Annotated in this window: 26 protein-coding genes; 18 read left to right on the forward strand and 8 right to left on the reverse strand. The window is 62.3% G+C overall.

Going from position 1 to position 26776, the window contains the following annotated elements:
• Nucleotides 1–38 precede the first annotated feature (38 nt).
• Nucleotides 39–971: a lipid A biosynthesis lauroyl acyltransferase gene (locus DK261_RS11225; RefSeq protein ID WP_009050221.1), complete on the reverse strand. Its 933-nt coding sequence runs from the start codon at nt 969–971 to the stop codon at nt 39–41.
• Nucleotides 972–1092: 121 nt separating this feature from the next.
• Between DK261_RS11225 and minC the strand changes: the two genes are divergently transcribed.
• The 9 genes from minC to DK261_RS11265 all read left to right on the forward strand — a co-directional run bounded on the left by minC (nt 1093) and on the right by DK261_RS11265 (nt 10277).
• Nucleotides 1093–1830: a septum site-determining protein MinC gene (gene minC, locus DK261_RS11230; RefSeq protein WP_009045065.1), complete on the forward strand. Its 738-nt coding sequence runs from the start codon at nt 1093–1095 to the stop codon at nt 1828–1830.
• Nucleotides 1831–1998: 168 nt separating this feature from the next.
• Nucleotides 1999–2811, forward strand: a complete 813-nt coding sequence (gene minD, locus DK261_RS11235) for a septum site-determining protein MinD (protein WP_009050222.1) — start codon at nt 1999–2001, stop codon at nt 2809–2811.
• Nucleotides 2812–3066: a cell division topological specificity factor MinE gene (gene minE, locus DK261_RS11240; RefSeq protein ID WP_007928666.1), complete on the forward strand. Its 255-nt coding sequence runs from the start codon at nt 2812–2814 to the stop codon at nt 3064–3066.
• Between the two features lie 117 nt (nt 3067–3183).
• Nucleotides 3184–3819, forward strand: a complete 636-nt coding sequence (locus DK261_RS11245) for an RluA family pseudouridine synthase (RefSeq protein WP_007928667.1) — start codon at nt 3184–3186, stop codon at nt 3817–3819.
• A gap of 157 nt (nt 3820–3976) precedes the next feature.
• Nucleotides 3977–4813: a hypothetical protein gene (locus tag DK261_RS11250; protein ID WP_009050223.1), complete on the forward strand. Its 837-nt coding sequence runs from the start codon at nt 3977–3979 to the stop codon at nt 4811–4813.
• A 105-nt stretch (nt 4814–4918) separates the two neighbouring features.
• Complete coding sequence (locus DK261_RS11255; protein ID WP_007928670.1) at nt 4919–6208, forward strand: M18 family aminopeptidase; 1290 nt, start codon at nt 4919–4921, stop codon at nt 6206–6208.
• A 202-nt stretch (nt 6209–6410) separates the two neighbouring features.
• Entirely contained in the window at nt 6411–6587 is a 177-nt protein-coding gene (locus DK261_RS33180) for a hypothetical protein (protein WP_007927853.1), read from the forward strand.
• Nucleotides 6588–6666: 79 nt separating this feature from the next.
• Nucleotides 6667–8823: a mechanosensitive ion channel family protein gene (locus DK261_RS11260; protein ID WP_009050224.1), complete on the forward strand. Its 2157-nt coding sequence runs from the start codon at nt 6667–6669 to the stop codon at nt 8821–8823.
• Between the two features lie 107 nt (nt 8824–8930).
• Nucleotides 8931–10277 (forward strand): amidohydrolase, encoded by a 1347-nt coding sequence (locus tag DK261_RS11265; RefSeq protein WP_038634229.1) that lies wholly within the window; start codon nt 8931–8933, stop codon nt 10275–10277.
• A 58-nt stretch (nt 10278–10335) separates the two neighbouring features.
• Here DK261_RS11265 and phnR read toward each other — a convergent pair whose 3' ends face one another.
• A complete protein-coding gene (gene phnR / locus DK261_RS11270) occupies nt 10336–11049 on the reverse strand; it encodes a phosphonate utilization transcriptional regulator PhnR (RefSeq protein WP_009050226.1) in 714 nt (237 codons plus the stop codon).
• 352 nt (nt 11050–11401) lie between these two features.
• Here phnR and DK261_RS11275 point away from each other — a divergent pair, with 352 nt between their 5' ends.
• The 6 genes from DK261_RS11275 to DK261_RS11300 all read left to right on the forward strand — a co-directional run bounded on the left by DK261_RS11275 (nt 11402) and on the right by DK261_RS11300 (nt 16791).
• Nucleotides 11402–12469: an ABC transporter substrate-binding protein gene (locus DK261_RS11275; RefSeq protein WP_009050227.1), complete on the forward strand. Its 1068-nt coding sequence runs from the start codon at nt 11402–11404 to the stop codon at nt 12467–12469.
• A gap of 126 nt (nt 12470–12595) precedes the next feature.
• The gene (locus DK261_RS11280; RefSeq protein WP_009050228.1) at nt 12596–13402 is read left to right on the forward strand and encodes an alkaline phosphatase family protein; all 807 of its coding nucleotides are present in this window, start codon (nt 12596–12598) and stop codon (nt 13400–13402) included.
• Nucleotides 13381–14244, forward strand: a complete 864-nt coding sequence (locus DK261_RS11285) for an ABC transporter permease subunit (RefSeq protein WP_164485203.1) — start codon at nt 13381–13383, stop codon at nt 14242–14244. Before DK261_RS11280 ends, DK261_RS11285 begins: the two co-directional genes overlap by 22 nt.
• On the forward strand, nt 14231–15031 hold the full coding sequence (locus tag DK261_RS11290) for an ABC transporter permease (RefSeq protein WP_009050230.1): 801 nt from the start codon (nt 14231–14233) through the stop codon (nt 15029–15031). Before DK261_RS11285 ends, DK261_RS11290 begins: the two co-directional genes overlap by 14 nt.
• Complete coding sequence (locus DK261_RS11295) at nt 15028–16017, forward strand: ABC transporter ATP-binding protein (protein WP_016704401.1); 990 nt, start codon at nt 15028–15030, stop codon at nt 16015–16017. The genes DK261_RS11290 and DK261_RS11295 overlap by 4 nt, the downstream gene beginning before the upstream one ends.
• Nucleotides 16018–16137: 120 nt before the next feature.
• Nucleotides 16138–16791, forward strand: a complete 654-nt coding sequence (locus tag DK261_RS11300) for an HAD family phosphatase (RefSeq protein ID WP_009045076.1) — start codon at nt 16138–16140, stop codon at nt 16789–16791.
• Nucleotides 16792–16903: 112 nt separating this feature from the next.
• On the opposite strand, the gene DK261_RS11305 is transcribed toward DK261_RS11300, so the two are convergent.
• A complete protein-coding gene (locus tag DK261_RS11305) occupies nt 16904–17866 on the reverse strand; it encodes a zinc-binding dehydrogenase (protein ID WP_009050232.1) in 963 nt (320 codons plus the stop codon).
• Nucleotides 17867–18004: 138 nt separating this feature from the next.
• Here DK261_RS11305 and DK261_RS11310 point away from each other — a divergent pair, with 138 nt between their 5' ends.
• Both DK261_RS11310 and DK261_RS11315 read left to right on the forward strand, forming a co-directional pair.
• Nucleotides 18005–20089 carry a carboxy terminal-processing peptidase gene (locus tag DK261_RS11310; RefSeq protein ID WP_164485204.1) on the forward strand — a complete coding sequence of 695 codons (2085 nt, stop codon included), beginning with the start codon at nt 18005–18007 and terminating at the stop codon, nt 20087–20089.
• Nucleotides 20090–20222: 133 nt separating this feature from the next.
• Complete coding sequence (locus DK261_RS11315; protein ID WP_110175709.1) at nt 20223–22049, forward strand: bifunctional diguanylate cyclase/phosphodiesterase; 1827 nt, start codon at nt 20223–20225, stop codon at nt 22047–22049.
• Here the strand turns inward: DK261_RS11315 and DK261_RS11320 are convergent.
• From DK261_RS11320 to DK261_RS11340, 5 genes are all read right to left on the reverse strand, one after another.
• Nucleotides 21985–22416, reverse strand: coding sequence for a hypothetical protein (locus DK261_RS11320; RefSeq protein ID WP_038634234.1), 432 nt, complete (start codon nt 22414–22416; stop codon nt 21985–21987). The genes DK261_RS11315 and DK261_RS11320 overlap by 65 nt on opposite strands.
• Nucleotides 22417–22788, reverse strand: coding sequence for a hypothetical protein (locus tag DK261_RS11325; protein ID WP_003179080.1), 372 nt, complete (start codon nt 22786–22788; stop codon nt 22417–22419).
• Complete coding sequence (locus tag DK261_RS11330) at nt 22785–23126, reverse strand: helix-turn-helix domain-containing protein (RefSeq protein WP_028683112.1); 342 nt, start codon at nt 23124–23126, stop codon at nt 22785–22787. The genes DK261_RS11325 and DK261_RS11330 overlap by 4 nt, the downstream gene beginning before the upstream one ends.
• A 107-nt stretch (nt 23127–23233) precedes the next feature.
• The gene (locus DK261_RS11335; RefSeq protein ID WP_007927824.1) at nt 23234–23689 is read right to left on the reverse strand and encodes a YkvA family protein; all 456 of its coding nucleotides are present in this window, start codon (nt 23687–23689) and stop codon (nt 23234–23236) included.
• A 289-nt stretch (nt 23690–23978) separates the two neighbouring features.
• Nucleotides 23979–24692 carry an FKBP-type peptidyl-prolyl cis-trans isomerase gene (locus DK261_RS11340; protein ID WP_007927823.1) on the reverse strand — a complete coding sequence of 238 codons (714 nt, stop codon included), beginning with the start codon at nt 24690–24692 and terminating at the stop codon, nt 23979–23981.
• Nucleotides 24693–24950: 258 nt separating this feature from the next.
• Here DK261_RS11340 and DK261_RS11345 point away from each other — a divergent pair, with 258 nt between their 5' ends.
• Nucleotides 24951–26759, forward strand: coding sequence for a di-heme-cytochrome C peroxidase (locus DK261_RS11345; RefSeq protein WP_110175710.1), 1809 nt, complete (start codon nt 24951–24953; stop codon nt 26757–26759).
• Nucleotides 26760–26776 lie beyond the last annotated feature (17 nt).

Raw genomic sequence — 26776 nt, forward strand, 5'->3', positions numbered from 1 at the left:
CTCGCCGACCTTTCGTCCTAGAGCCTAACGCGATAATTTCAACCGCGCTTCTTATACAGCTTCGGCTCGCCTGGCGGGCGGCTCTTGAAGCGGCGGTGCGCCCACAGGTACTGCTCCGGGCACTCGCGCAGCACGCCTTCGATCCACTGGTTGATGCGCAGGCAATCGGCCTCTTCGGTCTCACCCGGGAAATCCTGCAACGGCGGGTGAATCACCAAGCGATAACCACTGCCATCGGCCAGCCGCTGCTGAGTGAAAGGCACCACCAGGGCCTTGCCCAGCCGGGCGAACTTGCTGGTGGCGGTAACCGTCGCCGCCTGGATGCCGAACAGCGGCACGAACACGCTCTGCTTGGCGCCGTAATCCTGGTCCGGTGCGTACCAGATGGCACGCCCGGCACGCAGCAGCTTGAGCATGCCGCGCACGTCTTCACGCTCCACGGCCAGGGAATCCAGGTTGTGCCGTTCGCGGCCACGGCGCTGGATGAAATCGAACAGCGGGTTCTTGTGCTCGCGGTACATGCCATCGATGGTGTGCTGCTGGCCCAGCAACGCCGCGCCGATTTCCAGGGTGGTGAAGTGCAGGGCCATGAGGATCACGCCCTTGCCTTCCAGCTGCGCCTGCTTGAGGTACTCCAGCCCTTCGACATGGGCCAGGCGCGCCAGGCGCGGCTTGGACCACCACCAGCTCATGGCCATCTCGAAAAAGGCGATGCCAGTGGAGGCGAAGTTTTCCTTGAGCAGGCGCTTGCGCTCGGCCGCGGACTTCTCGGGGAAACACAGTTCCAGGTTGCGCTTGGCGATCCGCCGACGCTCGCCGGCCACCCGGTACATCAACGCGCCCAGGGCACGGCCGATCCACAGCAGCAGCGGATAGGGCAACTGGACCACCAGCCATAGCAGGCCCAGGCCCAGCCACAGCGGCCAAAAACGGGGATAAAGAAATGCAGCTCGAAAACGCGGGCGATCCATTACAGATTCCGGACAGACAACAAGGTCGCGCATTCTACATCGGTTCGACCCGGCTTGCGGCCCGCGGGCGTTCTCGTTATAAGTCTCGGCACTTTTAGTGACAAGCCGCTTTATGCCGACCATGAGCCAAACCGAATCGCAAGACCTGGATCCTGTGTTCCAGTTGAAGGGCAGCATGCTGGCCATCACCGTGCTGGAACTGGCCCGCAACGACCTCGAAGGCCTCGATCGCCAACTGGCGGCGAAGGTCGCGCAAGCCCCGAATTTCTTCAGTAACGCCCCGCTGGTGCTGGCGCTGGACAAACTGCCGGCCAGCGAAGGCGCCGTCGATCTGCCCGGTCTGATGCGCGTCTGCCGTCACCATGGTCTGCGCACCCTGGCGATCCGCGCCAGCCGCATCGAAGACATCGCCGCGGCGATCGCCGTCGACCTGCCGGTCCTGCCGCCCTCCGGCGCCCGCGAGCGGCCGCTGGAACCGCAGGAAAACGAAGCCCGGAAAAAGCCTGAAAAACCGCCTGAACCGACCATCAAGCCCACCCGCATCATCACTTCGCCAGTACGCGGCGGACAGCAGATCTATGCCCAGGGTGGCGATCTGGTAGTGACCTCGTCGGTCAGCCCGGGTGCGGAACTTCTGGCCGATGGCAACATCCATGTATACGGCCCGATGCGCGGTCGAGCGCTGGCCGGGGTCAAGGGCGACACCAAGGCACGGATTTTCTGTCAGCAGTTGAGCGCTGAACTGGTGTCCATCGCCGGCCAGTACAAGGTTTCCGAGGACCTGCGGCGCGACCCGTTGTGGGGCGCCGGGGTCCAGGTCAGCCTGTCGGGTGACGTGTTGAACATCACACGTCTTTAACGGATACTGCCGCATTTTCCAGGCATCTCTAAAACCTAGCGAATACGGCTCAAACGAAGTAGGAGCAGGTGTTAACCGACCTCCAGCCAAGGCTGTCCGACTGCAGTAGTTTTCATAGAGATGTTTTTCAGGGGCTAAAAAGTCCTTCTTCCTTAGGGGTGAAACACCTTGGCCAAGATTCTCGTGGTTACATCCGGCAAGGGTGGTGTGGGTAAGACCACCACCAGCGCCGCTATCGGTACCGGCCTCGCTCTGCGCGGCCACAAAACTGTCATCGTCGACTTCGACGTCGGCTTGCGTAACCTCGACCTGATCATGGGTTGCGAACGTCGCGTGGTGTATGACTTCGTCAACGTGGTCAACGGCGAAGCCAACCTGCAGCAAGCCCTGATCAAAGACAAGCGCCTGGAAAACCTCTACGTACTGGCCGCCAGCCAGACCCGCGACAAAGACGCGCTGACCCAGGAAGGCGTGGAAAAAGTGCTGATGGAGCTCAAGGAGACCTTCGATTTCGTGGTCTGCGACTCCCCGGCCGGTATCGAGAAAGGCGCCCACCTGGCCATGTACTTCGCCGACGAAGCGATTGTCGTGACCAACCCTGAAGTTTCCTCGGTGCGCGACTCCGACCGTATGCTCGGCCTTTTGGCCAGCAAGTCCCGCCGCGCCGAAAGAGGCGAAGAGCCGATCCAGGAACACCTGCTGATCACCCGCTACCACCCGGAGCGCGTCGAAAAAGGGGAAATGCTCGGTGTCGAGGACGTCAAGGAAATCCTTGCAGTGCGCCTTCTGGGCGTGATCCCGGAATCCCAGGCGGTGCTCAAGGCCTCCAACCAGGGCGTGCCGGTGATTCTCGACGACCAGAGCGATGCCGGCCAGGCCTACAGCGATACCGTTGATCGCTTGCTGGGCAAGGAAAAGGAACACCGGTTCCTCAATGTCGAGAAGAAGGGATTCTTCGAGCGCCTGTTTGGAGGTAGGTAAATGAACCTTTTTGACTTCTTTCGTGCCAGCAAAAAAGTAAGCACCGCGTCGGTAGCGAAAGAGCGTCTACAGATCATCGTGGCGCATGAACGCGGCCAACGCACTACCCCCGATTACTTGCCTGCCTTGCAGAAGGAACTGGTGGAAGTAATCCGCAAGTACGTCAATATCGGGTCCGATGACGTGCATGTCGCTCTGGAAAACCAGGGCAGCTGCTCGATCCTGGAACTCAATATCACCCTGCCTGATCGCTGATCGACCAGGCTGGAGCCACGGCGGCTCGATCCCTCGGTTTTTCTACAGGAGCAAGCCTGCTCCTGTAGAAGCCGGGCTGATCGAGCCGCCGTTGGCGTTTGTTACGAGGCTGTTTTAATGCCGCTGTCGAATATCCGCATCATTCACCAGGACGCCGCTGTCCTGGTGGTGGACAAACCTACCCTGCTGCTCTCAGTGCCTGGCCGGGCCGATGACAACAAGGATTGCCTGATCACCCGCCTGCAGGAAAACGGCTACCCCGAAGCCCGCATCGTCCACCGGCTGGACTGGGAAACCTCCGGCATCATCCTGCTGGCCCGCGACCCCGATACCCACCGCGAACTGTCCCGGCAATTTCACGACCGCGAGACCGAAAAAGCCTACACCGCATTGTGCTGGGGCCAACCGGAACTGGACAGCGGCAGCATCGACCTGCCACTGCGCTACGACCCGCCGACCAAACCGCGGCACGTGGTGGACCACGAATTCGGCAAGAACGCCCTGACTTTCTGGCGCGTGCTGGAACGTTGCGGCGACTGGTGCCGTGTCGAGTTGACCCCGATCACCGGGCGCTCGCACCAGTTGCGGGTGCATATGCTGTCCATCGGTCACCCGCTGCTGGGCGACGGCCTGTACGCGCATCCACAAGCGCTGGCCGCCTGGCCACGCCTGTGCCTGCACGCCAGCATGCTCAGCTTCACCCATCCGCAGAGTGGCGAACGCCTGCGCTTCGAATGCCCGGCACCGTTCTGATCGAGAGCGGCCACCGTAGCGGGACGCCCCTCGATTGAGGGGCATACAACCTCAGAAAAATCCGACCAAAAATTAAGATTAATCTGAATAATTTGTTATGAATTTGTGAAAAAAATATTAAAATAGTGGCTATTCGACATTAAGGCAGGAAGCCCCCGTGCTCAGCAGTCAGCCATTTCAACGCGATTACCCTTTCACCTTCTGCTTTCTGAATACCACCCTGCACCTTCGCGAAAAACCTTCGGCAAACGCCTGCACAGCCCTCGAACAACTTATCCGCCAACGTCACGCACACAAACAGACCCGCGCCAGCGCGCCTTTGGCGAACGGCGAGACACCGCTGTTCGCCAAGGTGCAGCCTCTGGATACACTCAAGGCGAAAGTTCGCGTCACCCTGGGCAAACCCCAGCGCAATGGCCGCTTCGACTGGCCGCTGGAAGAGCTGATCAACACCGTCGAAGCCCAGCGACGCGGCGTACAGATGTCCGACCTTGAAGGATTCGGCTATACCCGGGATCGCCTGGGACTGGTACAGGAATACTTCATCCTTACCCGCCTGCTGGACGATTACGTCGACGGCGTACAGTGGTTACGCAACAACCCGGACAAGATCGAGCCCTTTATCCGCGATGCATTCGGCCTGCTGCACTCCCTCGCGCAAAAGAACATCACCCACATGGACTTCTGGGCCGGCAACATCATGATCAGCCCCCAGGCTCCACTCAAGGCCATCGACTTCGAGAACTGCTTCGCGACCATCACGCCCCATCCCAGCGAAACCCTGGGTTTTCAGTTGGGGTTCTTCTACCGTCGCGAAGTCTACAAACTGATCACCGAAGCGCAGTACGACGCGCTGGTGGAGGAATACCTCGATCAACTGCCGGGCATTTGCGCAGAGAAATTCAACCAGGTCTACCAGGCCAGCAAGCATGAATATGTGGGCCGCAAGCAACGCCGCGAAGTGTTCCTCAAAGGCAACCTGATCACCGGCTGAGCCGTTCTCCCTGCCGCGATGAATGTTGTCTCCCTCAACGGCATTGCGCCTGCAATGCCGCGAGCCGATACGGTAAACTCGCGCCACTGCTGTCTGGAGTTACTTATGCGCGAAGAGTTGAACCAGGGCCTGATCGACTTCCTCAAGGCCTCCCCTACCCCTTTCCATGCAACCGCCAGCCTCGTTCAACGCCTGGAGGCCGCGGGCTACCAGCGTCTCGACGAGCGCGAGCCGTGGACCACCGAAGCCAACGGTCGCTACTACGTCACCCGCAATGACTCCTCCATCGTGGCCGTCAAGCTAGGTCGGCATTCGCCCCTGCAAGGCGGGATCCGCATGGTCGGCGCGCACACCGACAGCCCGTGCCTGCGGGTCAAGCCGCAACCGGAGCTGCAACGCCAGGGCTTCTGGCAACTGGGCGTGGAAGTCTACGGCGGCGCCTTGCTGGCGCCCTGGTTCGACCGCGACCTGTCGCTGGCCGGCCGCGTCACCTTCCGTCGCGACGGCAAGGTCGAAAGCCAGTTGATCGACTTCAAGGCGCCCATCGCAATCATCCCCAACCTGGCCATTCACCTCAATCGCGAAGCCAACCAGGGCTGGGCCATCAATGCCCAGACCGAGTTGCCGCCGATCCTCGCGCAATTCGCCGGCGACGAGCGGGTCGACTTCCGCGCGGTGCTGACCGACCAGTTGGCCCGCGAACACGGCCTGAACGCCGATGTGGTGCTCGATTACGAGCTGAGCTTCTACGACACCCAAAGCGCCGCGGTGATCGGCCTGCACGGCGACTTCATCGCCGGCGCGCGCCTGGACAACCTGCTGTCCTGCTACGCCGGCCTGCAAGCCTTGCTCAACGCCGACACCGAGGAAACCTGCGTGCTGGTCTGCAACGACCACGAAGAAGTCGGCTCCTGCTCGGCCTGCGGTGCCGACGGCCCGATGCTCGAGCAGACCCTGCGTCGCCTGCTGCCCGAAGGCGACGAATTCGTGCGCACCATCCAGAAGTCGCTGCTGGTCTCGGCCGACAATGCCCACGGCGTGCACCCCAACTACGCCGACAAGCACGATGCCAATCACGGCCCGAAACTCAACGCCGGCCCGGTGATCAAGGTCAACAGCAACCAGCGATACGCCACCAACAGCGAAACCGCCGGTTTCTTCCGCCATCTGTGCATGGCCGAGGAAGTGCCGGTGCAAAGCTTCGTGGTGCGCAGCGACATGGGCTGCGGCTCGACCATCGGCCCGATCACCGCCAGCCACCTGGGCGTGCGCACCGTGGATATCGGCCTGCCGACCTTCGCCATGCACTCGATCCGCGAACTGTGCGGCAGCCACGACCTGGCGCATCTAGTGAAGGTACTGAGCGCGTTCTACGCCAGCCGCGACCTGCCGTAAGCCCCCTTCTGTGGGAGCGAAGCTTGCTCGCGATGAACGATGACGCGGTCGTCCAGTACCTCCGCGTCGCCGCCATCGCGAGCAAGCTTCGCTCCTACAAGACGCGAAAATCCAGGCATCGAGGCATTTCTGATGCACATCAACCCGAACTCCGCCAAAGCCACCTAGACTGGTGAGTATCCCCTCCGACAAGGCTGTCGCCATGATCTCGATGTCTTCGTTCCACGCCATGCTCATTCCCATTCTCTCGGGGATGATCCTGCTGGCCATCGGCTACAACTTCCGCGACAAGAATGCCGGCATCTTCAGCATGTGGGCCGGTATGCTGCTGATCCTTGGCACCGTGATCTACAAGATCCTCGCCAAACTCGCCGAATAAAATGCGCCGTCCAGGCTCGCATTGGTATTAGCTGCCTCGTACACTCGGTCGATCCGCTTTTTCTGAGGTTGACCGCCCAGTGTTCGCTCGTCTTTCCGTTCTGCCCTACTGCCTGTTTCTCTGTCTCCTGACACTATTGCCGCTGTCATCAGCCCAGGCGGTGGGTCTGCCGGGCCTGCTCAACAGCGGTAAAACCCAGCCACAAGCCGAGCAGCCCCTGGGACAGTCGCTGGACGAGGTCATCAAATCCCTGGAAAACGACCAGCAACGCAGCCAGTTGCTGACCGACCTGAAAAAGCTCCGCGACGCCACGAAAAAAGCCCAGACGCCCGCCGAAGAAGGCGTGCTCGGCCTGATCGGCGGCACCCTGTCCAGCTTCGAAAAACAGTTCTCCGGCGCCGACAGCCCGATCACCCGCTGGTCGAACGAATTCGATCAGGCCCAGGATGAACTGGCGGCCCTGATGCTGCCGGCCAGCGAATGGCTGCCGATCATCTTCGCCTTCGCCCTGATCCTGATGGTCTGGAGCCTGCTGGCGGCGGCGCTGATCTGGCTCAGTCACCGCCTGCGGGAGCGTTTCGGCCTCACCGAAGAACTGCCGCAGCACCCCAAGACCTGGGACCTGCTGCGCTTCGCCCTGCGCAAACTGGGGCCCTGGCTGATCGCGCTGATCATGACCGTGTACATGACCTACAAACTGCCGTCGTCCCTGGGCAAGGACCTGGCCATGGTCCTGGCTTACGCGCTGGTGGTCGGCACCTGTTTCTCGGCGATCTGCGTGATCGCCTTTTCCGTGCTGGACGGTCCGAACCGTCACCGCGCGCTGTACATTCTGCGCCGCCAGGCGTTCCGCCCATTGTGGCTGATCGGCAGTTTCGCCGCCTTCGGCGAGGCCTTGAGCGACCCACGATTGATCGCCAGCCTGGGCAGCCACCTGGCGCACACCGCGGCCACCTTCGCCAATGTCATGGCGGCCTTGTCCACCGGGGTGTTCATCCTGCGTTTCCGGCGGCCGATCGCGCACCTGATCCGCAACCAGCCGCTGTCCCGGCGCCTGACCCGCCGCGCCCTGAGCGACACCATCGAGATCATCGGCACCTTCTGGTACCTGCCAGCGCTGGTGCTGGTGGCCATCTCTCTGTTCGCCACCTTCATTTCCGCCGGCGACACCAGCACTGCCCTGCGCCAGTCGCTGATCTGCACCGTGCTGCTGGTGCTGTGCATGGTGATCAACGGCCTGGTGCGCCGCCATTCCCTCAAGCCCCAGCGCGGGCACAAGCGCCACGCCCTGTACTCCGAGCGCCTGAAAGGCTTCTTCTACACCCTCGCCCACCTGATGGTATGGCTGGTATTCATCGAACTCGGCCTGCGGGTCTGGGGTATGTCGCTGATCCGCTTCACCGAAGGCGACGGCCATGAAATCAGCGTCAAGCTGTTCAGCCTCGGCGGCACCCTGCTGTTCGCCTGGCTGATCTGGATCCTCAGCGACACCGCGGTGCACCACGCCCTGACCCGTTCGCGCAAAGGCCTGGCCAATGCCCGGGCGCAGACCATGATGCCGCTGATCCGCAACGTGCTGTTCGTGGCGATCTTCATCATCGCCCTGATCGTCGCCCTGGCGAACATGGGTATGAACGTCACGCCGCTGCTGGCCGGTGCCGGTGTGATCGGCCTGGCCATCGGTTTTGGCGCCCAGTCGCTGGTGGCCGACCTGATCACCGGCCTGTTCATCATCATCGAGGACTCCCTGGCCATCGACGACTACGTGGACGTCGGCGGCCACCTGGGTACCGTCGAAGGCCTGACCATCCGCACCGTGCGCCTGCGGGACATCGACGGCATCGTGCACACCATCCCGTTCAGCGAAATCAAGAGCATCAAGAACTACTCCCGGGAGTTCGGCTACGCGATCTTCCGGGTGGCCATTCCGTACAACATGGACATAGACGAGGCCATCAAGCTGATGCGCGATGTCGGCCAGAAGATGCGCACCGACCCGCTGCAACGGCGCAACATCTGGTCGCCGCTGGAGTTCCAGGGGGTGGAAAGCTTCGAGTCTGGCAACGCGATTCTGCGCGCCCGCTTCAAGACCGCGCCGATCAAACAATGGGAGGTGTCACGGGCCTTCAACCTGTCCCTCAAGCGCCACCTCGACGAAGCCGGAATGGACCTGGCCACGCCACGCATGAGCGTGCAAGTGATCACCGCCGGCGGCGGGCCCCAGCAAGAGGAGTAAGGCGTCCGGCCGCGTACTGGCAAGGGCGCGGCCGCACTCTCCACGGTTGGGGCGGTCACAGGTTTTGCCACCTGAGCAGCACAACAATAATCATGGAGAGAGTCCCTATGCAGCTATCCGCTATCGCCCAAGCCTGCTTGATCGGCGTCCTGGCCTTGTCCAGCCAGGCCGCCAACGCCGTCGACGACAACGCCATGGAACAGGCCCGCCAGCACATCGCCGAACAGGCCAAGGCCCTGGAGCCGGCGCTGCTGGAAACCCGTCGCGATATCCACGCCCACCCGGAACTCGGCAACACCGAACAACGCACCGCCGAACTGGTGGCCACGCAATTGCGCGCCCTGGGCCTGGAGGTCAAGACCGGCGTCGCCCGTACCGGCGTGGTGGCGGTGCTCAAGGGCGCCCTGCCCGGCCCGACCGTGGCCCTGCGCGCCGACATGGACGCGCTGCCGGTCAAGGAAGTCGCGGACCTGCCGTTCGCCTCCAAGGCCAAGGGTCGCTACCTGGACAAGGAAGTGGACGTCATGCACGCCTGCGGCCATGACGCCCACACCGCCATCCTGCTGAGCACGGCGAAAATCCTCAGCAACATGCGCGAGCGCCTGCCCGGCACCGTGGTGTTCTATTTCCAGCCCGCCGAAGAAGGCCCGAGCGATTTCGTCCCCGACGGCAAGAACACCTGGGGCGCGAAGATGATGGTGCAGGAAGGCGTCATGAAATCGCCCAAGCCGGACGCGGTGTTCGGCCTGCATGTCTGGGCCGGGATTCCGGCCGGGCGCATCGCCTATCGCCCGGGCCCGACCCTGGCCAGCTCCGACGACCTGCGTATCAGGATCCTCGGCAAGCAGACCCACGCCGGCCGCCCCTGGGACGGCATCGACCCGATCACGGTCGGCGCCCAGACCGTGGTCGGACTGCAAACCGTGGTCAGCCGGCGCACCGATATCTCATCGTTCCCCTCGGTGGTCAGCATCGGCACCATCAACGGCGGCACGCGCTACAACATCATCCCCGAGTCGCTGGACATGACCGGCACCATCCGCTCCTACGACTATGGCATCCGCCAGAAGCTGCACAGCGATGTGCGCCAGACCGTGGAAAAGATCGCCGAAAGCGGTGGCGCCAAGGCCGAGGTAAGCATCATCGAGAAGTACGACCCGACCATCAACGACCCGGCCCTGACCGAGAAAATGCTGCCGAGCCTGCGCTGGGCGGCCAAGGACGATGTGGTGCAGGGCCCGTTGGTGGGAGGCGCGGAAGACTTTTCCTTCTATGCCAAGGAGGCGCCGGGGCTGTTCGTGTTCCTCGGCGTGACGCCACGGGACCAGGACATGGCCAAGGCCGCGCCGAACCACAACCCGGGGTTCTTTGTCGATGAATCGGCGCTGCTGGTGGGCGTGCGTACCCTGGCGTCATTGACCACCGATTATCTGTTCGCCGGGGCCAAACCCTAAGGATTGAAACGCTCCTGGCGTCATCGCGAGCAAGCCCGCTCCTGCAACGGGAGCGGGCTCAGACCACATCGACGCCGACATGGATCGCATCGTGGCGCCAGAACTCCAGGTCGCAGTCGATCAGCCGTTGGTGCTGGTCGTAATTGACCCGGGCGATCCGCAGCCCGGGACTGCCCGCCGACACCTTCAGCGCCGCCGCGGCTTCCACCGGCAAGGAAGTCGGCACGATCTCGAAACGCACCCGACCGTAATGCAGGTCGTAGTGCCGCGCGTACAGCTCGGTGATCGACTGGTTCAGGTCGAATTCGAGGATGCCCGGAAAGTACTGCGGATTGAGGTAGTGCTCCACATACAGCACCAGGCGCTCGTCGATGCGCCGTACCCGACGGATCTGGATCACGCTGGACAGCGCCGGCAGCTGCAGCCAGGCACAGACCGCTGCTGAAGCCGGTTGCAGGCGCGCCGAGATCATCTCGGTCGACGGCACCCGTCCCTGGGCACTGACCATCGCGTGAAAGTGGCTGCGCTGCATCAAGTTGTAGGCCAGCCGCGGTGGCGAGACGAACCAGCCGCGTCGCTCCTCGCGATAGATCTGGCCCTGGGCCTCCAGCTGCAACAAGGCTTCGCGCACGGTAATCCGGGTAGTACCGAACAACTCGCTGAGCTTGCGCTCGGCCGGCAGCTTGCTACCGGGCGCCAACAACCCGTGATCGATCTGTTCCTGCAGGACCTGCCCAATGGCTGTCACCGCCTTGACTGCCTCTTCGCGCATCAACGTTACCTATCTGGACTAGACCAGCACTGTTTCAGGGCAAAACGTGCCTGGAAAAAAGGCACTCAGCCTTCACCGAGAGCCTAGGCAATGCATATGACTGACAGATGACAAAGCCGCCCAACGGCTGTGCCAGACGCCTGCAATTGGCTGGCCAAGTCCTTTCATATCAGCCGCTTAGCCTTGGTCTACGCTTATCTCGCAGCCCCGCACCTGCCGCCCGCGAATGCCTTGCAGGACTGATGCCGACATTAAAGTGTCATCCAGCCGGCTTAAATTGGCTCAGGTATTGCTGACCTAGACCAACAACGTTAGACAAACACAGCGTTGAACACGCCCAAAGGAGCTTCGGATGAAACAGCTTTTCCTGGCATCACTGTTAGGCTCGACCATCGCCCTGTGCACCGCCGCCATGGCCGCTGATACCGACTTGAAGACCCTGGAAGCCGCGGCGAAAGCCGAAGGCGCCGTCAACAGCGTCGGCATGCCCGACGACTGGGCCAACTGGAAAGGGACCTGGGAAGACCTGGCCAGGAACTACGGCCTCAAGCACATCGACACCGACATGAGTTCGGCCCAAGAGATCGCCAAGTTCGCCGCCGAGAAAGACAACGCCAGCGCCGACATCGGCGACGTCGGCGCGGCCTTCGGCCCGATCGCGGTCAAGCAGGGCGTGGTCCAGCCTTACAAGCCAAGCACCTGGGACCAGGTCCCGGACTGGGCCAAGGACAAGGACGGCAACTGGGCGCTGGCCTATACCGGCACCATCGCCTTCATCATCAACAAGAAGCTGCTGCACGGTTCCGAAGCGCCGAAAAGCTGGGCCGACCTGGAGAAAGGCAAATACAAGGTCTCCATCGGCGACGTAAGCACCGCCGCCCAGGCCGCCAACGGCGTGCTGGCCGCGGCCATCGCCAAGGGCGGCGATGAAAAGAACATCCAGCCCGCCCTGCTGATGTTCGCCGAGATCGCCAAGCAAGGGCGCCTGTCGCTGGCCAACCCGACCATCGCCACCATGGAAAAGGGTGAAGTGGAAGTCGGCGTGGTCTGGGACTTCAACGGCCTGAGCTACCGCAACAAGATGGTCAACAAGGACGACTACATCGTGCTGATCCCGTCGGACGGCTCGGTGATCTCCGGCTACACCACTATCATCAACAAATACGCCAAGCACCCGAACGCAGCCAAGCTGACCCGTGAATACATCTTCAGCGATGCCGGGCAGATCAACCTGGCACGCGGCAATGCGCGTCCGATCCGCGCCGAGCACCTGACCCTGCCCGCCGAAGTCCAGGCCAACCTGCTGCCCAACGAGCAGTACAAGAAAGTCACGCCGATCAAGGACGCCGATGCCTGGGAGAAGACCTCCAAGGCCCTGCCACAGAAATGGCAGGAAGAAGTGATCATCAACATGCAGTAATGCTGCATCTGTAGGAGCGAGCTTGCTCGCGATCCAGGCACTGCGGTCTGCCCTGGAACCGCAGAGACGCCATCGCGAGCAAGCTCGCTCCTACAGGCACCTGGTTGTCTTGCGGAGTCCTCCCCCATGCCACACAACGTCATCCTTGTCGTGCTCGACGGCCTCAACCACGAGGTCGCCCGCCATGCCATGGGACACCTTCAGGCCTACGTCGGCGCAGGACGCGCCGCGCTGTACAAGCTGGAATGTGAACTGCCGGCCCTGTCCCGACCGCTCTACGAATGCATCCTGACCGGGGTGCCACCGCTGGACAGCGGCATCGTGCACAACAACGTCTCGCGCCTGTCCAACCAGCGCAGCATTTTCCACTATGCCAGCGCCGCCGGGCTCAGCACCGCCGCCGCGGCCTATCACTGGGTCAGCGAGCTGTACAACCGCTCACCGTTCGAGCCAGCCCGGGACCGGCATACCGACAACAAGAAGCTGCCGATCCAGCACGGGCATTTCTACTGGAACGACCACTATCCCGATTCCCATCTGTTCGCCGATGCCGAGCACCTGCGGCTGCGCCATGCGCCGAACTTTCTGCTGGTGCACCCGATGAACATCGACGATGCCGGGCACAAGCATGGCCTCGACAGCCCGCAATACCGCAACAGCGCACGCTCGGCCGACATCATCCTCGCCGACTACCTGCAAGGCTGGCTCGACGCCGGCTACCAGGTGCTGGTGACGGCTGACCACGGCATGAACAACGACCGTTCCCACAACGGCCTGTTACCCGAGGAGCGGGAAGTGCCGCTGTTCGTCCTCGGCGATGCGTTCAGCTTCAGCCCCGTCGCCACCCCGGATCAGACCGAGCTGTGCGGCACCATCTGCGAATTGCTCGGCGCGCCCCACGACAAACCTGTATGCCGGGAGTTGCTGAAGTGAATGCATTCACCCGTGGCAAATGGCTGGCGATCCTGTGCCTCTTGCCCTTTGCCCTGTTCTTCATCGTGTTCCAGATCGCCCCGCTGCTCTGGGTGCTGGTCAACAGCCTGCAATCGGAAGAGTTCGGCTGGGGCCTGGCCAACTTCAACAAGATCTTCAGTTCCAGGTTCTATCTGCAAGCCATCCAATACAGCCTGGAAATCAGCTTCTGGTCGAGCCTGTTCGGTATCGTCATCGCGATCCTCGGCAGCTATTCGCTGCGCCGGGTCGACTCGAAGCTGCGCAACTTCGTCAACGCCTTCGCCAACATGACCAGCAACTTCGCCGGCGTGCCCCTGGCGTTCGCCTTCATCATCCTGCTGGGTTTCAACGGCAGCATCACCATCATGCTCAAACAGGCGGGGATCATTCAGGACTTCAACCTGTACTCCAAGACCGGCCTGATCATCCTTTACACCTACTTCCAGATCCCCCTCGGCGTGCTGCTGCTCTACCCGGCCTTCGACGCCCTGCGCGAAGACTGGCGCGAGTCCGCGGCCTTACTCGGCGCCAGCGGCTGGCAGTTCTGGCGCCACATCGGCCTGCCAGTGCTGACCCCGGCGCTGCTGGGGACCTTCGTCATCCTGCTGGCCAACGCCCTGGGCGCCTATGCCACGGTCTATGCGCTAACTACCGGCAACTTCAACGTGCTGCCGATCCGCATCGCCGCCATGGTTTCCGGCGACATCTCCCTGGACCCGAACATGGCCAGCGCCCTGGCCGTGGTCCTGGTGGCGCTGATGACCCTGGTGACCATCGTCCATCAGCTGCTGTTGAAGAGGAGCTACCATGTCTCGCGCTGAACCCGGCTCCGCCGCCCTCTATCACCGGCTTGTGGTGTACCTGCTGTTCGCCATCCTCCTGCTGCCGCTGGCCGGGACCCTGGTCTACTCCATCGCCAGCAGTTGGTCGGCGACCATCCTGCCCAGCGGCTTTACCTTCAAGTGGTACATCCAGCTGTGGAGCGACCCGCGCTTCCTGCACGCTTTCGGCCAGTCGCTGCTGGTCTGCGTCGGCGCCCTGATCCTGTCGGTGGTGCTGATCCTGCCGTTGCTGTTCGTGGTGCACTACCACTTCCCGCGGCTCGATGCGCTGATGAACATCCTGATCCTGCTGCCGTTCGCGGTGCCGCCGGTGGTGTCCTCGGTGGGCCTGCTGCAACTCTACGGTTCAGGGCCGTTCGCCATGGTTGGCACGCCGTGGATCCTCGTCGGCTGCTACTTCACCGTGGCCCTGCCCTTCATGTACCGGGCGATCACCAACAACCTGCAGGCGATCAACCTGCGCGACCTGATGGACGCCGCCCAGCTGCTGGGCGCCAGCACCTGGCAGGCGGCCTTCCTGGTGGTGCTGCCGAACCTGCGCAAGGGCCTGATGGTGGCCCTGTTGCTGTCGTTCTCGTTCCTGTTCGGCGAATTCGTGTTCGCCAACATCCTGGTGGGCACCCGCTATGAAACCCTGCAGGTCTACCTGAACAACATGCGCAACAGCAGCGGCCACTTCACCAGCGCGCTGGTGATTTCCTACTTCTTCTTTGTGCTGGTTCTGACCTGGGCCGCCAACATCTTGAACAAGGACAAAAGCCAATGAGCTTCGTCAGCGTCCAACACCTGCAGAAAAATTACAGTGGCACCCCGGTGTTCAGCGACATCAACTGCGAAATCCACAAGGGCGAATTCGTCACCCTGCTCGGCCCCTCCGGCTGCGGCAAGTCCACCCTGCTGCGCTGCATCGCCGGCCTGACCCCGGTGGACGCCGGCAAGATCCTCCTCGACGGCCACGACATCGTGCCCCTGAGCCCGCAGAAACGCGGGATCGGCATGGTGTTCCAGAGCTATGCGCTGTTCCCCAACATGACCGTGGAACAGAACGTGGCTTTCGGCCTGCGCATGCAGAAGGTCAACGCCGACGAGAGCCACAAGCGCGTGCTCGAAGTCCTGCGCCTGGTGGAGCTGCACGACTTCGCCAGCCGTTATCCCCATCAACTGTCCGGGGGCCAGTGCCAGCGCGTGGCCCTGGCCCGCTCGCTGGTGACCCGCCCGCGCCTGTTGCTGCTGGACGAGCCGCTGTCGGCGCTGGACGCACGGATCCGCAAGCACCTGCGCGAGCAGATCCGGCAGATCCAGCGCGAACTGGGGCTGACCACGATTTTCGTCACCCACGACCAGGAAGAAGCCCTGACCATGTCCGACCGCATCTTCCTGATGAACCAGGGCAAGATCGTCCAGAGCGGTGACGCCGAGACGCTCTACACCGCCCCGGTGGATGTGTTCGCCGCAGGCTTCATCGGCAACTACAACCTGCTGGACGCCGAAAGCGCCAGCAAGCTGTTGCAGCGGCCGATCAACGGGCGTATCGCGATACGCCCCGAAGCCATCGAACTGCGCAAGGACGGCGAACCCGACGCGCAGATCCGCAGCCACAGCCTGCTGGGCAACGTGATCCGCTACCGGGTCGAGGCCCGTGGCGTGGAGCTGGTGGTGGATGTATTGAATCGCTCGCCGGACGATCTGCACCCCGACGGTCAACGCCTGGCCCTTTCCATCGATCCCGCGGCCCTCTGTGAGGTAGCTTGACGGCAGCGATAAGCTTCAAGCAGCGAGCTTCAAGTTATAGATAGACTGCTAAGCACCTAAAACCAATTCTTGCAGCTTGAAGCTTATAGCTTGAAGCTGTTCTCGGAGAGAACTGCACTAATGGCCCTGGCAATTTTTGATCTGGACGAGACCCTGATCCACGGCGACTGCGCCACCCTCTGGAGCGAACAGATGGGGCGCCTGGGCTGGGTCGACAGCGAGTCTTTCATGCGCCGCAACAATGAACTGATGGACGCCTACAGCCATGGCAAGCTGGCCATGGAGGAGTTCATGGCCTTCAGCCTGGAGCCGATGGCCGGCCGCACCCCGGAAGAGGTCGGGCACCTGGTCGGCCCCTGGGTCGAGGACGTGATCGAGCCGATCATTTTCAGCGACGCCTGCAAGGCCATCGCCGCACACCGCAAGGCCGGCGACCGGATCCTGGTGATCTCGGCCTCGGGCACTCATCTGGTCCAGCCCATCGCCGAACGCCTGGGCATCGATGAAGTCCTGGGGATCGAGCTGGAGGTGCTGCACGGGGTCTACAGCGGTAATACCCTGGGCACCCTGACCTACCGCGAAGGCAAGGTCACCCGCCTGCTGGAATGGCTGGATGCCGAAGAAGAAAACCTCGAGGGCGCGAGCTTCTATTCCGATTCGCGCAACGATTTGCCGTTGCTGCTGAAGGTCGATTACCCGCACGTGGTCAACCCGGACCCGGTGCTGCGCGAACACGCGGAAAAGGCCGGCTGGCCGATTCACCAGTGGAAATAAGCGCCACTGTAAGCCGCTGCCGCAGGCTGCGATAAGCCCGAAGGGCTTCAGTGATCTTCAGATCTTGCGCCCACGTTGTGGGCGATCGCAGCCTGCGGCAGCGGCTACAGGATCAGACCAACGTTTCGTCGATCAGCAGCACCAGCTTGCCCGACACCTGGTTGGTCGCCAGCTCGGCAAAGGCCGCCTCGGCGTCCTTGATCGGGAAGGTCATGGCCAGTTGCGGGCTCAAACGTCCTTCGGCGAACAGCGGCCACACATGCTGGCTGAGGTCGCTGAACAGATCGGCCTTGAACTGTTCGTTGCGGCTGCGCAGGGTCGAGCCCAGCAACTGGATGCGCTTGCCGAGGATCTGCGCCAGGTCCAGTTGGGCCTCGCGCCCGCCCATCAGCCCGATCAGCACCCAGCGCCCGTCCAGGGCCAGCAGCTTGACGTTGTGCGCCGCATAGTTGGCGCCGACCGGATCCAGGATCACATCGAACGGCCCGAAATCCCGCAGGCCTTCCAGGCCATCGGTGCGCACCACGCCGCCCTGGGCGCCCAGCGCTTCACAGTAGGCCAGGCGGTCGGCGGAACCGACGCTGACCCAGCATGGGTTGCCAAACGCCTTGCACAACTGGATCGCGGCCGAACCGACGCCGCTGGCGCCAGCGTGCAGCAACACCTTTTCCCCCGGCTTGAGGGCCGCCAGCTGGAACAGGTTCAGCCAGGCGGTGCTGTACACCTCCGGCAGCGCCGCCGCTTCCGCCAGGGACAGTCCTTCCGGCACCGGCAGGACATGACGGGCGTCGACCACCACTTCCTCGGCCATGCCGCCCCCAGCCAGCAGCGCGCAGACCCGATCGCCGACCTGCCACGCCGAACCCGGCCCGACCTCGCTGATCACGCCCGAGCACTCCAGGCCCAGCACCTTGCTGGCGCCCGGTGGCGGCGGATAGAGCCCGGCCCGTTGCAACAGGTCGGCCCGGTTCAACCCTGCGGCCGCCACGCGGATTCGCACTTGTCCTACGTCGCACGTCGGACTTGGCTCTTCAACCCACTCCACATGACCTTCAACGCCTTGCAATGCTTTCACAGTGCCTCCATAGTGAGTCTGGACTGAGCCCGGAGCTGTAGCACCGGGCTTTTTGCATTATGCGACCGGCCCTTGTGGAACCGGCGACTTCAAAGACGGCCTAATATGCGTTATCAATTGCCCCCGCGTCGAATCAGCATGAAGCATTTGTTCCCCAGCACCGCCCTCGCTCTTTTCATTGGTCTCGGTCTGCTGCCGATGTCGACCAATACGTTCGCAGCCAATAGCTGGGACAAACTTCAGCCGGATCGCGACGAGGTAATTGCCAGCCTCAATGTCGTCGAGCTGCTCAAGCGTCATCACTACAGCAAGCCACCGCTGGACGACGCGCGCTCGGCGATCATCTATGACAGCTACCTGAAGCTGCTGGACCCGTCGCGCAGCTACTTCATGGCCAGTGACATCGCGGAATTCGACAAGTGGAAAACCCAGTTCGACGACTTCCTGAAAAGCGGTGACCTGAACGCCGGCTTCATCATCTACAAGCGCTACCTGGACCGCGTCAAGGCGCGTCTGGACTTCGCCCTGGCCGAGCTGGGCAAAGGCGTCGACAAATTCGACTTCACTACCAAGGAATCCTTGCTGATCGATCGCAAGGACGCGCCTTGGCTCAAGACCACCGCGGAACTCGACGACCTGTGGCGCAAGCGCGTCAAGGACGAAGTCCTGCGCATGAAGATCGCTGGCAAGGAACCCAAGCAGATTCAGGAAACGCTGACCAAGCGCTACAAGAATCAGCTCGCCCGCCTGGACCAGACCCGCGCCGAAGATATCTTCCAGGCGTACATCAACACCTTCGCCATGTCCTACGACCCGCACACCAACTATCTGTCGCCGGATAACGCGGAGAACTTCGACATCAACATGAGCCTGTCGCTGGAAGGCATCGGCGCCGTGTTGCAGAGCGACAACGACCAGGTCAAGGTCGTGCGCCTGGTGCCGGCCGGCCCGGCGGACAAGACCAAGCAGGTGGCTCCGGCGGACAAGATCATCGGCGTGGCCCAGGGCGACAAGGAAATGGTCGACGTGGTCGGCTGGCGCCTGGACGAAGTGGTCAAGCTGATCCGCGGTCCGAAAGGCTCGGTGGTGCGCCTGGAAATCATCCCGGCGAGCAACGCGCCGAACGACCAGACCAGCAAGATCGTCTCCATCACCCGCGAAGCGGTGAAGCTGGAGGAGCAGGCGGCGAAGAAGTCGATCCTCAACCTCAAGCAGGATGGCAAGGACTACAAGCTCGGGGTCATCGAGATCCCGGCCTTCTACCTGGACTTCAAGGCCTTCCGTGCCGGCGATCCGGACTACAAGAGCACCACCCGTGACGTGAAGAAGCTGCTGACCGAGTTGCAGAAAGACAAGGTCGACGGCGTGGTCATTGACCTGCGCAACAACGGCGGCGGCTCCCTGCAGGAAGCCACCGAGCTGACCAGCCTGTTCATCGACAAGGGCCCTACCGTGCTGGTGCGTAACGCCGACGGCCGGGTCGACGTGCTCGAAGACGAAAACCCTGGTGCCTTCTACAAAGGGCCGATGGCGCTGCTGGTCAACCGTCTCTCGGCTTCGGCCTCGGAGATTTTCGCCGGTGCGATGCAGGACTATCACCGTGCGCTGATCATCGGTGGCCAGACCTTCGGCAAAGGCACCGTGCAGACCATCCAGCCGCTCAACCATGGCGAGCTGAAACTGACCCTGGCCAAGTTCTACCGGGTTTCCGGGCAGAGCACCCAGCATCAGGGCGTGCTGCCGGACATCGATTACCCGTCGATCATCGACACCAAGGAAATCGGCGAAAGCGCCCTGCCCGAAGCCATGCCGTGGGACACCATTCGCCCGGCCATCAAGCCGGCGGTGGATCCGTTCAAGCCATTCCTCGCGCAGCTGAAATCCGAGCATGACGTGCGCTCGGCCAAGGACGCCGAATTCGTCTTCATCCGCGACAAGCTGGCCCTGGCCAAGAAGCTGATGGCGGAAAAAACCGTCAGCCTCAACGAAGCCGAGCGTCGGGCGCAGCATGCCGACATCGAGGCCAAGCAGCTGACGCTGGAAAACATCCGCCGCAAGGCCAAGGGTGAAGAGCCGCTCAAGGAGTTGAAGAAAGAAGACGAAGACGCCATCGCGGCCGCCGATCCGGACAAGACCAAGCCGGAAGACGATGCTTACCTGAGCGAAACCGGGCGAATCCTCCTCGATTACCTGAAGCTCAACACCGCGGTAGCCAAGCACTGAGATGATGGCAATTTAATGCTGACGCTCCTCGGAGCGTCATCAAACAGTCATCATTCTGTCGTGAAATAAAGGACCGGGCGCTGCTCTTGAATCAAGGGCACGCCCGGTCCTTTTTTTATCGACAGAGATCGCCATGACCACGACCGAACAGCTGAGTGCCTTGAGCTCAATCCTGGCTCAAAGCGGTTTGCACAGTCTGTTCCAGCCGATCATCTGTCTCTCCGAGCGGCGCATTCTCGGCTACGAAGCCTTGACCCGCGGCCCGTCCAACAGCCCGCTGCACTCCCCTGTCGCCCTGTTTGCCGTGGCCCGCCAGGTCGGACGCCTCAGCGAGTTGGAAATCGCCTGCCGCCAGAGCGCCTGCAAGGGCTTCAGCGAGCAGCGGTTGCCCGGCAAGCTGTTTCTCAACGTCTCTCCGGAATCGCTGCTGGAAGCCGCCCACCAGCCAGGGCGCACCCTGCAATTGCTGCAGGACTTCGGTATCCCGCCGAGCCAGGTGGTGATCGAACTCACCGAACAGACGCCGATCGATGACTTCCAGCTGCTGCACGATGCGCTGCATCACTATCGGGACATGGGGTTCTCGATCGCGCTGGACGACCTCGGCGCCGGTTATTCGAGCCTGCGCCTGTGGTCCGAGCTGCGCCCGGACTACGTGAAGATCGACCGGCACTTTATCGACGGCATTCACCAGGATGCCCTCAAGCGCGAGTTCGTCGGTTCGATCCTGCAAATTGCCAAGGCCTCCCGCGCCCAGGTGATCGCCGAGGGCATCGAAGTGGCGGAAGAGCTGGCGGTGCTCACGGAAATGGGCGTGGACCTGCTGCAGGGTTACCTGCTCTGCCGCCCCCAGGAGCACCCGCCCCGCGATGGCCGCAACCTGCTGCCCAAGCGCGAAAGCACTCCCGCGACGCTCAACGACGAAGGCAGCGACCTCAGTGCCCTGCTCAACGAACAACCAGCGGTAGCACGCGACATACCGACGGCCACGGTGCTGGAAGCCTTCCGCCGCCAGGCCAACCTCAATTCGCTGGCGGTGCTCGATGAACAGGGCCAGCCCTGCGGCATCGTGCACCGCCATTCGTTGTCCGACGCCCTGCTCAAGCCCTTCGCCACCGACCTGTTTGCCCGCAAGCCCATCAGCCGCCTGATGAACGACGACTTCCTCGCGGTGGAGCTCAGCCAGTCGCTGCAACAGGTCAGCCGCCTGATCACCAGCCGCGCGCGGCAACGGATCGAGGAGGATTTCATCATCACCCTCAACGGCGGCTACCTGGGCCTGGGACGGGTGATCGATGTGCTCAAGCTGATAACCGAACTGAAGATCCAGCAGGCGCGTTATGCCAACCCGTTGACCCTGCTGCCTGGCAACGTGCCGATCCAGCAGTGCCTGACCCACCTGCTGCAACAAGGGCGGGAATCACTGATCTGTTACGTGGATATCGACAGCTTCAAGCCCTTCAACGATATCTATGGCTACGGCCGTGGCGATGAAGTGCTGCTGTGTCTGGCGCAGTGCCTGAATGACCGGGTGGACCCCAGCCGCGATTTCGTCGGCCATATCGGCGGCGACGACTTTCTCCTGGTATTGGGCCCCGAGGACTGGCAAAAGCGCCTGAACCAGCTGCTGGACGATTTCCACAGCCAGTGCCGGCGCTTCTATCGCAGCGAACACCTGGAAGCCGGCTGTTTCATCGCCCCGAACCGCCAGGGCATTCGCCAGGAGTTCGCCTTGCTGTCACTGTCCATTGGCGTGGTGCATCTGTATCCACAGGCCTGTGGAAAACTCGATGCCAGCCAGCTGGCCGAACTGGCCTCGCAAGCCAAGCACCACGCCAAGAACGTGCCGGGCTACAGCATTCATGTGATCGACAGCCGCCAGGTGGCCGGCGGCTTTACGGCTGGCGCGGACCGGCTAGCGGATCCGGCGTACTCGACGGATTCAGCTGCGCCAGCTTGACCTCGGCCAAGGGGTGCCCGGCCTTCGCCGCCAGGGTCCACCAACGGGCCGCTTCTGCCGCATCCGCCGCCTTGCTGGGTGAACCGGCCAGGCTGATGACGCCCATCTGATAGGCCGCCTTGGCGTCCCCGGCCAAGCCGGCAAGACGCAACAGGCGTATGCCTTCTTCACGGGCCCCCAGGCCCTGGCCACGAAAGGTCAGGATATGGCCATAAAAGCTCTGCGCGCCGACGTCCCCCAGGTTCGCCATGCGCGCCAGTTGCCCCTCCAGCCAGTGCCAGCCCCGGGGTTGACGCACAAACCAGGGCCAATGAAACAACCGGCGGGCCAGCCAGTAGCCGGCCCGCGCCTTGAGGCGCCAGTACACTCAGGCCTCCGCCGACTCAGGGTATTCGTACTCGAATACACGCACCACTTCCGAGGCATGCCATGAGGCGGCCGCCACCCCGTCGGAAGGCCCGGAAAAACGCCCGAGGCGCTCCACACACTCGAAAAAACCGGTGCGCGGCAAACGGCTCGCCCCCTGGCTGATCACCAGCGAACTGCGCAACGGCTGCTCCGCACGCGCATCCAGCGCGGCCAGATGCTCGAGGGCCGCTGTCAGGGTCTGCATGGCGGGGCTGGGTAGCTGCAAGCGCTCAAGCAGAGCGCGATAGGTCAAAAGATGGCGTTGCCGACGGGCCTGGTCGAGTTCCCCCAACAGGCCATCCCAATGTTGACGACTGATCCTTACGCTCACGATTCATCCCTCCAACCCGGAACCGTCAATTCCCAGGCCAGGCTACGGCGTATAGCGGCGTCCGGTTGACGCTCACCGCTTTCAATCATGGCCAGATATGACGGACTGATACCTACCGTACGGGCAAGCGCCTCGATGGCGATGCCCTTGGTTTCACGCAAACTGCGGAGTTGATCCAGACCCGGAAGTGGCTGGTCGGCTGCGGTCGCGACAGGTCCCCTGGCCTCTCGCGGAGATTGATCGGTGATACCTGCGGCCTTTAGCAAAGCCTGATACTGAGCCCATGGCAGCACCGCATACTCGGGCTCGCCATCGCGTGCAATTATCTGAATATCCATTACTACCCCGTAGGACGACACATAACGAGTCGGACTTTTCCTTATGAAGTGTAATCCTAACAGTCACTAAGGTCGCGGGGGCATCGTTGTATGGATCCGAATTCACCTCAGTTTTTCTTCGGACCTTCCAATTGCAGTTGTTCCGGGGTGTCGGGCAAACGCTCCACCACCGCCAGCTTCTCCGGTTGCTGGCGATTGCGCCAGGCGCGGAAGGCGCTGAGTTCGCCGTCCAGGGTTTTCATGATCCAGGCCAGCACAGCGATATCATCGAGCATGCCGAACATGGGCAGGAAGTCCGGGATGGCATCCAGCGGACTGAGGAAGTACATCAGGCCCGCGACCACCGACAGCAGCGCCTTGGGGCTGATGGCGCGGTACTCGCCACGCCAGTAAGCCAGGCACAGGGCCTGCAGCAGGCGCAGATCGTCCTTGAGCTTGCCGAGACGGCCGCCTTGCAAGGCGCCTTTGCTGGCCACGGCGAACAACAGGGTCGGCAGCCGGCCACGGCTGAGCAAGCGGCCGGCCAGGGGCAGGAAGCGGGCGAAATTCCAGGGTGCTTTCATCGTCACTCCCACTGAAATGTTATCCACACAAATTGTGGATAACCTTGTGAACAGAGCCGCTTTTCACAGCTGAAAGCCCCGTTTTACAAGGGCTCGGCTCAGATCGGGCGTTTTTTACTCACATAAAAAAACCCATAATTTCATTGACTTGGCAGCTTCATGCGGCTAGCCGCAGCGCGTCTTGTTAAGACTATGCCTTATGCCGTGGGTTCGCATTTTTTCCCGGACCAACGACCAGATACGACAACGCCCCGTAAGGACGGGGCGTTGTCATTGAACCAGACGAAGATTACTTGGCGTCGTCTTGTTTCGCTGGATCCTTGATACCCAGCAGTTCCAGCTCGAACACCAGCACCGAGTTGGCCGGAATGGCCGGGCTCGGGCTCTGTGCGCCGTAGGCCAGATCGCTCGGGATGTACAGTTTGTACTTCTCGCCGACGTGCATCAGTTGCAGGCCTTCGACCCAGCCCGGAATCACGCCGCTGACCGGCAGATCGATCGGGCTGCCGCGCTCGACCGAGCTGTCGAACACAGTGCCGTTGGTCAGGGTGCCGGTGTAGTGAACGGTCACCACGTCAGTCGGCTTAGGCTGGGCGCCATCGGCCTTCTTCAGCACTTCGTACTGCAGGCCCGAGGCGGTAGTGGTCACGCCAGCCTTCTTGCCGTTTTCTTCGAGGAATTTCTTGCCGGCTGCTGCCGACTCTTCGCTGATCTTGGCCATGCGCTCTTCAGCACGCTTTTGCAGTGCGGCGAAGGCTTCGACCAGTTCGTCGTCTTTCAGCTTCTGTTCTTTCTTGCCGATGGCATCTTCGATGCCCTGGGCTACCGCTTTGGAATCCAGGTCATCCATACCTTCCTGGGCAAGGCTTTTACCCATGTTCAGGCCGATACCATAGGAAGCTTTCTGCGCCGGGGTTTTCAGCTCCACGCTGGTCTGCGAGTCACAACCCGCGAGTACCAGGCTAACCAGGGCTACCGCCGCCGCTAACCGATGCTGTTTCATGCTATTTCCTTGTTCATGCGCCTAAAGGGCATTCGAGTAAAGCCGCGAGCTTATCAGGCGGCCACGACCAATGGCTACCGGCATGAGAGCCGGATTAGTCCGATAAGTTCACGTGTTTAAAAGCATTTCGCCAGCCAATACTACGAGTGCGGGAAAGAACGCCTCGAACACAAAGTCATGACACCGGACGTAATGGCCACTTGCCCGGCAGTTTGCCCTGAGGCATAAGAGAGCCACAACTCGACAAGGATGTTTATCTTGCGCCTCTTATCCCGTGTTTTGCTGCTGATCCTCGCCCTGATCGGCGTCGCCCTGGCCGTGGTCCTGTATTACGTGGCCAATCCGAAATTGCCCGACTATGTGCCCGCCCGGCAGGTGCATTATCAGGATCAATGGAGCGCCGCCGACCGCCAGACCTATTACTTCACGCCCCAGGGCACTCAGGTGAAAGGCTTGCGCTATGAGTGGTTCGCCGCCCTGGAACTGCCCTTCTCCACGCAACGCTTCGCCGCCCCGCAGTACCTGGCCCGCTTCGGCTTCCTGGTGGATCCGGCGCAGCGGGCCAGCGCCGATAACCCGGCGAACCTGCCGGTCGGCTTCACCCGTCATCAGAACCCTGGCAGCCCGCAACAGCACCTGGACATCACCTGCGCCGCCTGCCACACCGGCGAGCTGCGCTACAACCAGCAGGCCCTGCGGATCGACGGCGGCTCGGCGCAGCATGTACTGCCCTCCAGCGTGCCGACCTTGCGCGGCGGCAGCTTCGGCCAGGCGCTGGTCGCCAGCCTGGCGTCGACCTATTACAACCCGTGGAAATTCGAGCGGTTCGCCCGCAACGTGCTGGGCCAGAATTACGACGCCGAGCATGAACAGCTGCGCAAGGACTTCAAGGCATCGCTGGACACCTTCCTGCGCGTCGCCTGGAACGACACGCATCGTGGCCTCTACCCCACCGAAGAAGGCCCCGGGCGTACCGATGCCTTTGGCCGGATCGCCAACGCCAGCTTCGGCGACGCCATCTCCCCGGACAACTATCGGGTGTCCAACGCGCCGGTGGATTACCCCCAGCTGTGGGACATCTGGAGCTTCGACTGGGTGCAGTGGAACGGCTCGGCCCAGCAACCCATGGCCCGCAATATCGGCGAGGCGCTGGGCGTCGGCGCCACCCTGAATTTCTTCGATGCCCAGGGTCAGCCGCTCAAGGGCGATGCCCGCTACCCGTCGAGCGTTCGGGTGCGCGACCTCAATCGCATCGAAGAAACCCTGCAACGGCTGAAACCGCCGACCTGGCCGGAAGGCCTGTTCGGCAGCATCGACAAGCCGCTGGCGGCCAAGGGGCGAGCACTGTTCGCGGAAAACTGCGCGGGTTGCCATGTCCCGCCGGTCACCGAGGTCAACGGGCGCCCGGTGCAGCAGCTGAAGATGTTGCCGGTTGCGGTGATCGGTACCGACCCCAATACCGCCAACAATATTGCCGACCAGCGCTATGACCTGAGCGCGCTGCAATGGGATGCCGCCGAGCTGGCCCAGTCGAATGTCGAGCTGCACCCAACGCCCGGCGAACCGCTGGACATGCGTCAGCTGTCCGTGGCCAAGGGCCTGGCCTATGTCACGGCCTTCGTCGAGGAACGCGCCTATCGGGACGCCCAGGTGACCCCGGCCGAACGCCCGCGACTCGACGGCTACGGCCTGCCGATCGGTGTCCGCGAACTGCGTGCCTACAAGGCCCGGCCGCTGGCTGGGGTATGGGCCACCCCGCCCTTCCTGCATAACGGTTCGGTGCCCAGCCTGTACCAGTTGCTCTCGCCTCAGGCCGAACGCGCCAGCACCTTCTATAAAGGCACCTTCGAATACGATCCAAAGCACCTGGGCTACCGCACCGAGCCGTTCAAGAACGGCTTCCTGTTCGATACGCGGATCAGTGGCAACCACAACGGTGGACATGAGTTCCGCTCGGGCAAGCGTGGCGACGGGGTGATCGGCCGCTTGCTGCAACCCGAGGAACGCTGGGCGCTGCTGGAATACCTGAAAGTGCTGGGCGGGGCGCTGGAGGCGCAGCTGCCATGACCCTGGCCCTCATCGAA

The sequence above is a fragment of the Pseudomonas sp. RW409 genome (genome assembly GCF_003184125.1).
GTDB lineage: Bacteria > Pseudomonadota > Gammaproteobacteria > Pseudomonadales > Pseudomonadaceae > Aquipseudomonas > Aquipseudomonas chlororaphis_I.

What these genes read in the sequence shown, in the direction of transcription:
- DK261_RS11225 (WP_009050221.1), bottom strand. Translation starts at nt 971, where the DNA reads ATGGATCGCCCGCGTTTTCGAGCTGCATTTCTTTATCCCCGTTTTTGG.
- minC (WP_009045065.1), top strand. Translation starts at nt 1,093, where the DNA reads ATGAGCCAAACCGAATCGCAAGACCTGGATCCTGTGTTCCAGTTGAAG.
- minE (WP_007928666.1), top strand. Translation starts at nt 2,812, where the DNA reads ATGAACCTTTTTGACTTCTTTCGTGCCAGCAAAAAAGTAAGCACCGCG.
- DK261_RS11245 (WP_007928667.1), top strand. Translation starts at nt 3,184, where the DNA reads ATGCCGCTGTCGAATATCCGCATCATTCACCAGGACGCCGCTGTCCTG.
- DK261_RS11255 (WP_007928670.1), top strand. Translation starts at nt 4,919, where the DNA reads ATGCGCGAAGAGTTGAACCAGGGCCTGATCGACTTCCTCAAGGCCTCC.
- DK261_RS33180 (WP_007927853.1), top strand. Translation starts at nt 6,411, where the DNA reads ATGATCTCGATGTCTTCGTTCCACGCCATGCTCATTCCCATTCTCTCG.
- DK261_RS11265 (WP_038634229.1), top strand. Translation starts at nt 8,931, where the DNA reads ATGCAGCTATCCGCTATCGCCCAAGCCTGCTTGATCGGCGTCCTGGCC.
- phnR (WP_009050226.1), bottom strand. Translation starts at nt 11,049, where the DNA reads ATGCGCGAAGAGGCAGTCAAGGCGGTGACAGCCATTGGGCAGGTCCTG.
- DK261_RS11275 (WP_009050227.1), top strand. Translation starts at nt 11,402, where the DNA reads ATGAAACAGCTTTTCCTGGCATCACTGTTAGGCTCGACCATCGCCCTG.
- DK261_RS11280 (WP_009050228.1), top strand. Translation starts at nt 12,596, where the DNA reads ATGCCACACAACGTCATCCTTGTCGTGCTCGACGGCCTCAACCACGAG.
- DK261_RS11285 (WP_164485203.1), top strand. Translation starts at nt 13,381, where the DNA reads ATGCCGGGAGTTGCTGAAGTGAATGCATTCACCCGTGGCAAATGGCTG.
- DK261_RS11290 (WP_009050230.1), top strand. Translation starts at nt 14,231, where the DNA reads ATGTCTCGCGCTGAACCCGGCTCCGCCGCCCTCTATCACCGGCTTGTG.
- DK261_RS11295 (WP_016704401.1), top strand. Translation starts at nt 15,028, where the DNA reads ATGAGCTTCGTCAGCGTCCAACACCTGCAGAAAAATTACAGTGGCACC.
- DK261_RS11300 (WP_009045076.1), top strand. Translation starts at nt 16,138, where the DNA reads ATGGCCCTGGCAATTTTTGATCTGGACGAGACCCTGATCCACGGCGAC.
- DK261_RS11310 (WP_164485204.1), top strand. Translation starts at nt 18,005, where the DNA reads ATGAAGCATTTGTTCCCCAGCACCGCCCTCGCTCTTTTCATTGGTCTC.
- DK261_RS11315 (WP_110175709.1), top strand. Translation starts at nt 20,223, where the DNA reads ATGACCACGACCGAACAGCTGAGTGCCTTGAGCTCAATCCTGGCTCAA.
- DK261_RS11330 (WP_028683112.1), bottom strand. Translation starts at nt 23,126, where the DNA reads ATGGATATTCAGATAATTGCACGCGATGGCGAGCCCGAGTATGCGGTG.
- DK261_RS11335 (WP_007927824.1), bottom strand. Translation starts at nt 23,689, where the DNA reads ATGAAAGCACCCTGGAATTTCGCCCGCTTCCTGCCCCTGGCCGGCCGC.
- DK261_RS11340 (WP_007927823.1), bottom strand. Translation starts at nt 24,692, where the DNA reads ATGAAACAGCATCGGTTAGCGGCGGCGGTAGCCCTGGTTAGCCTGGTA.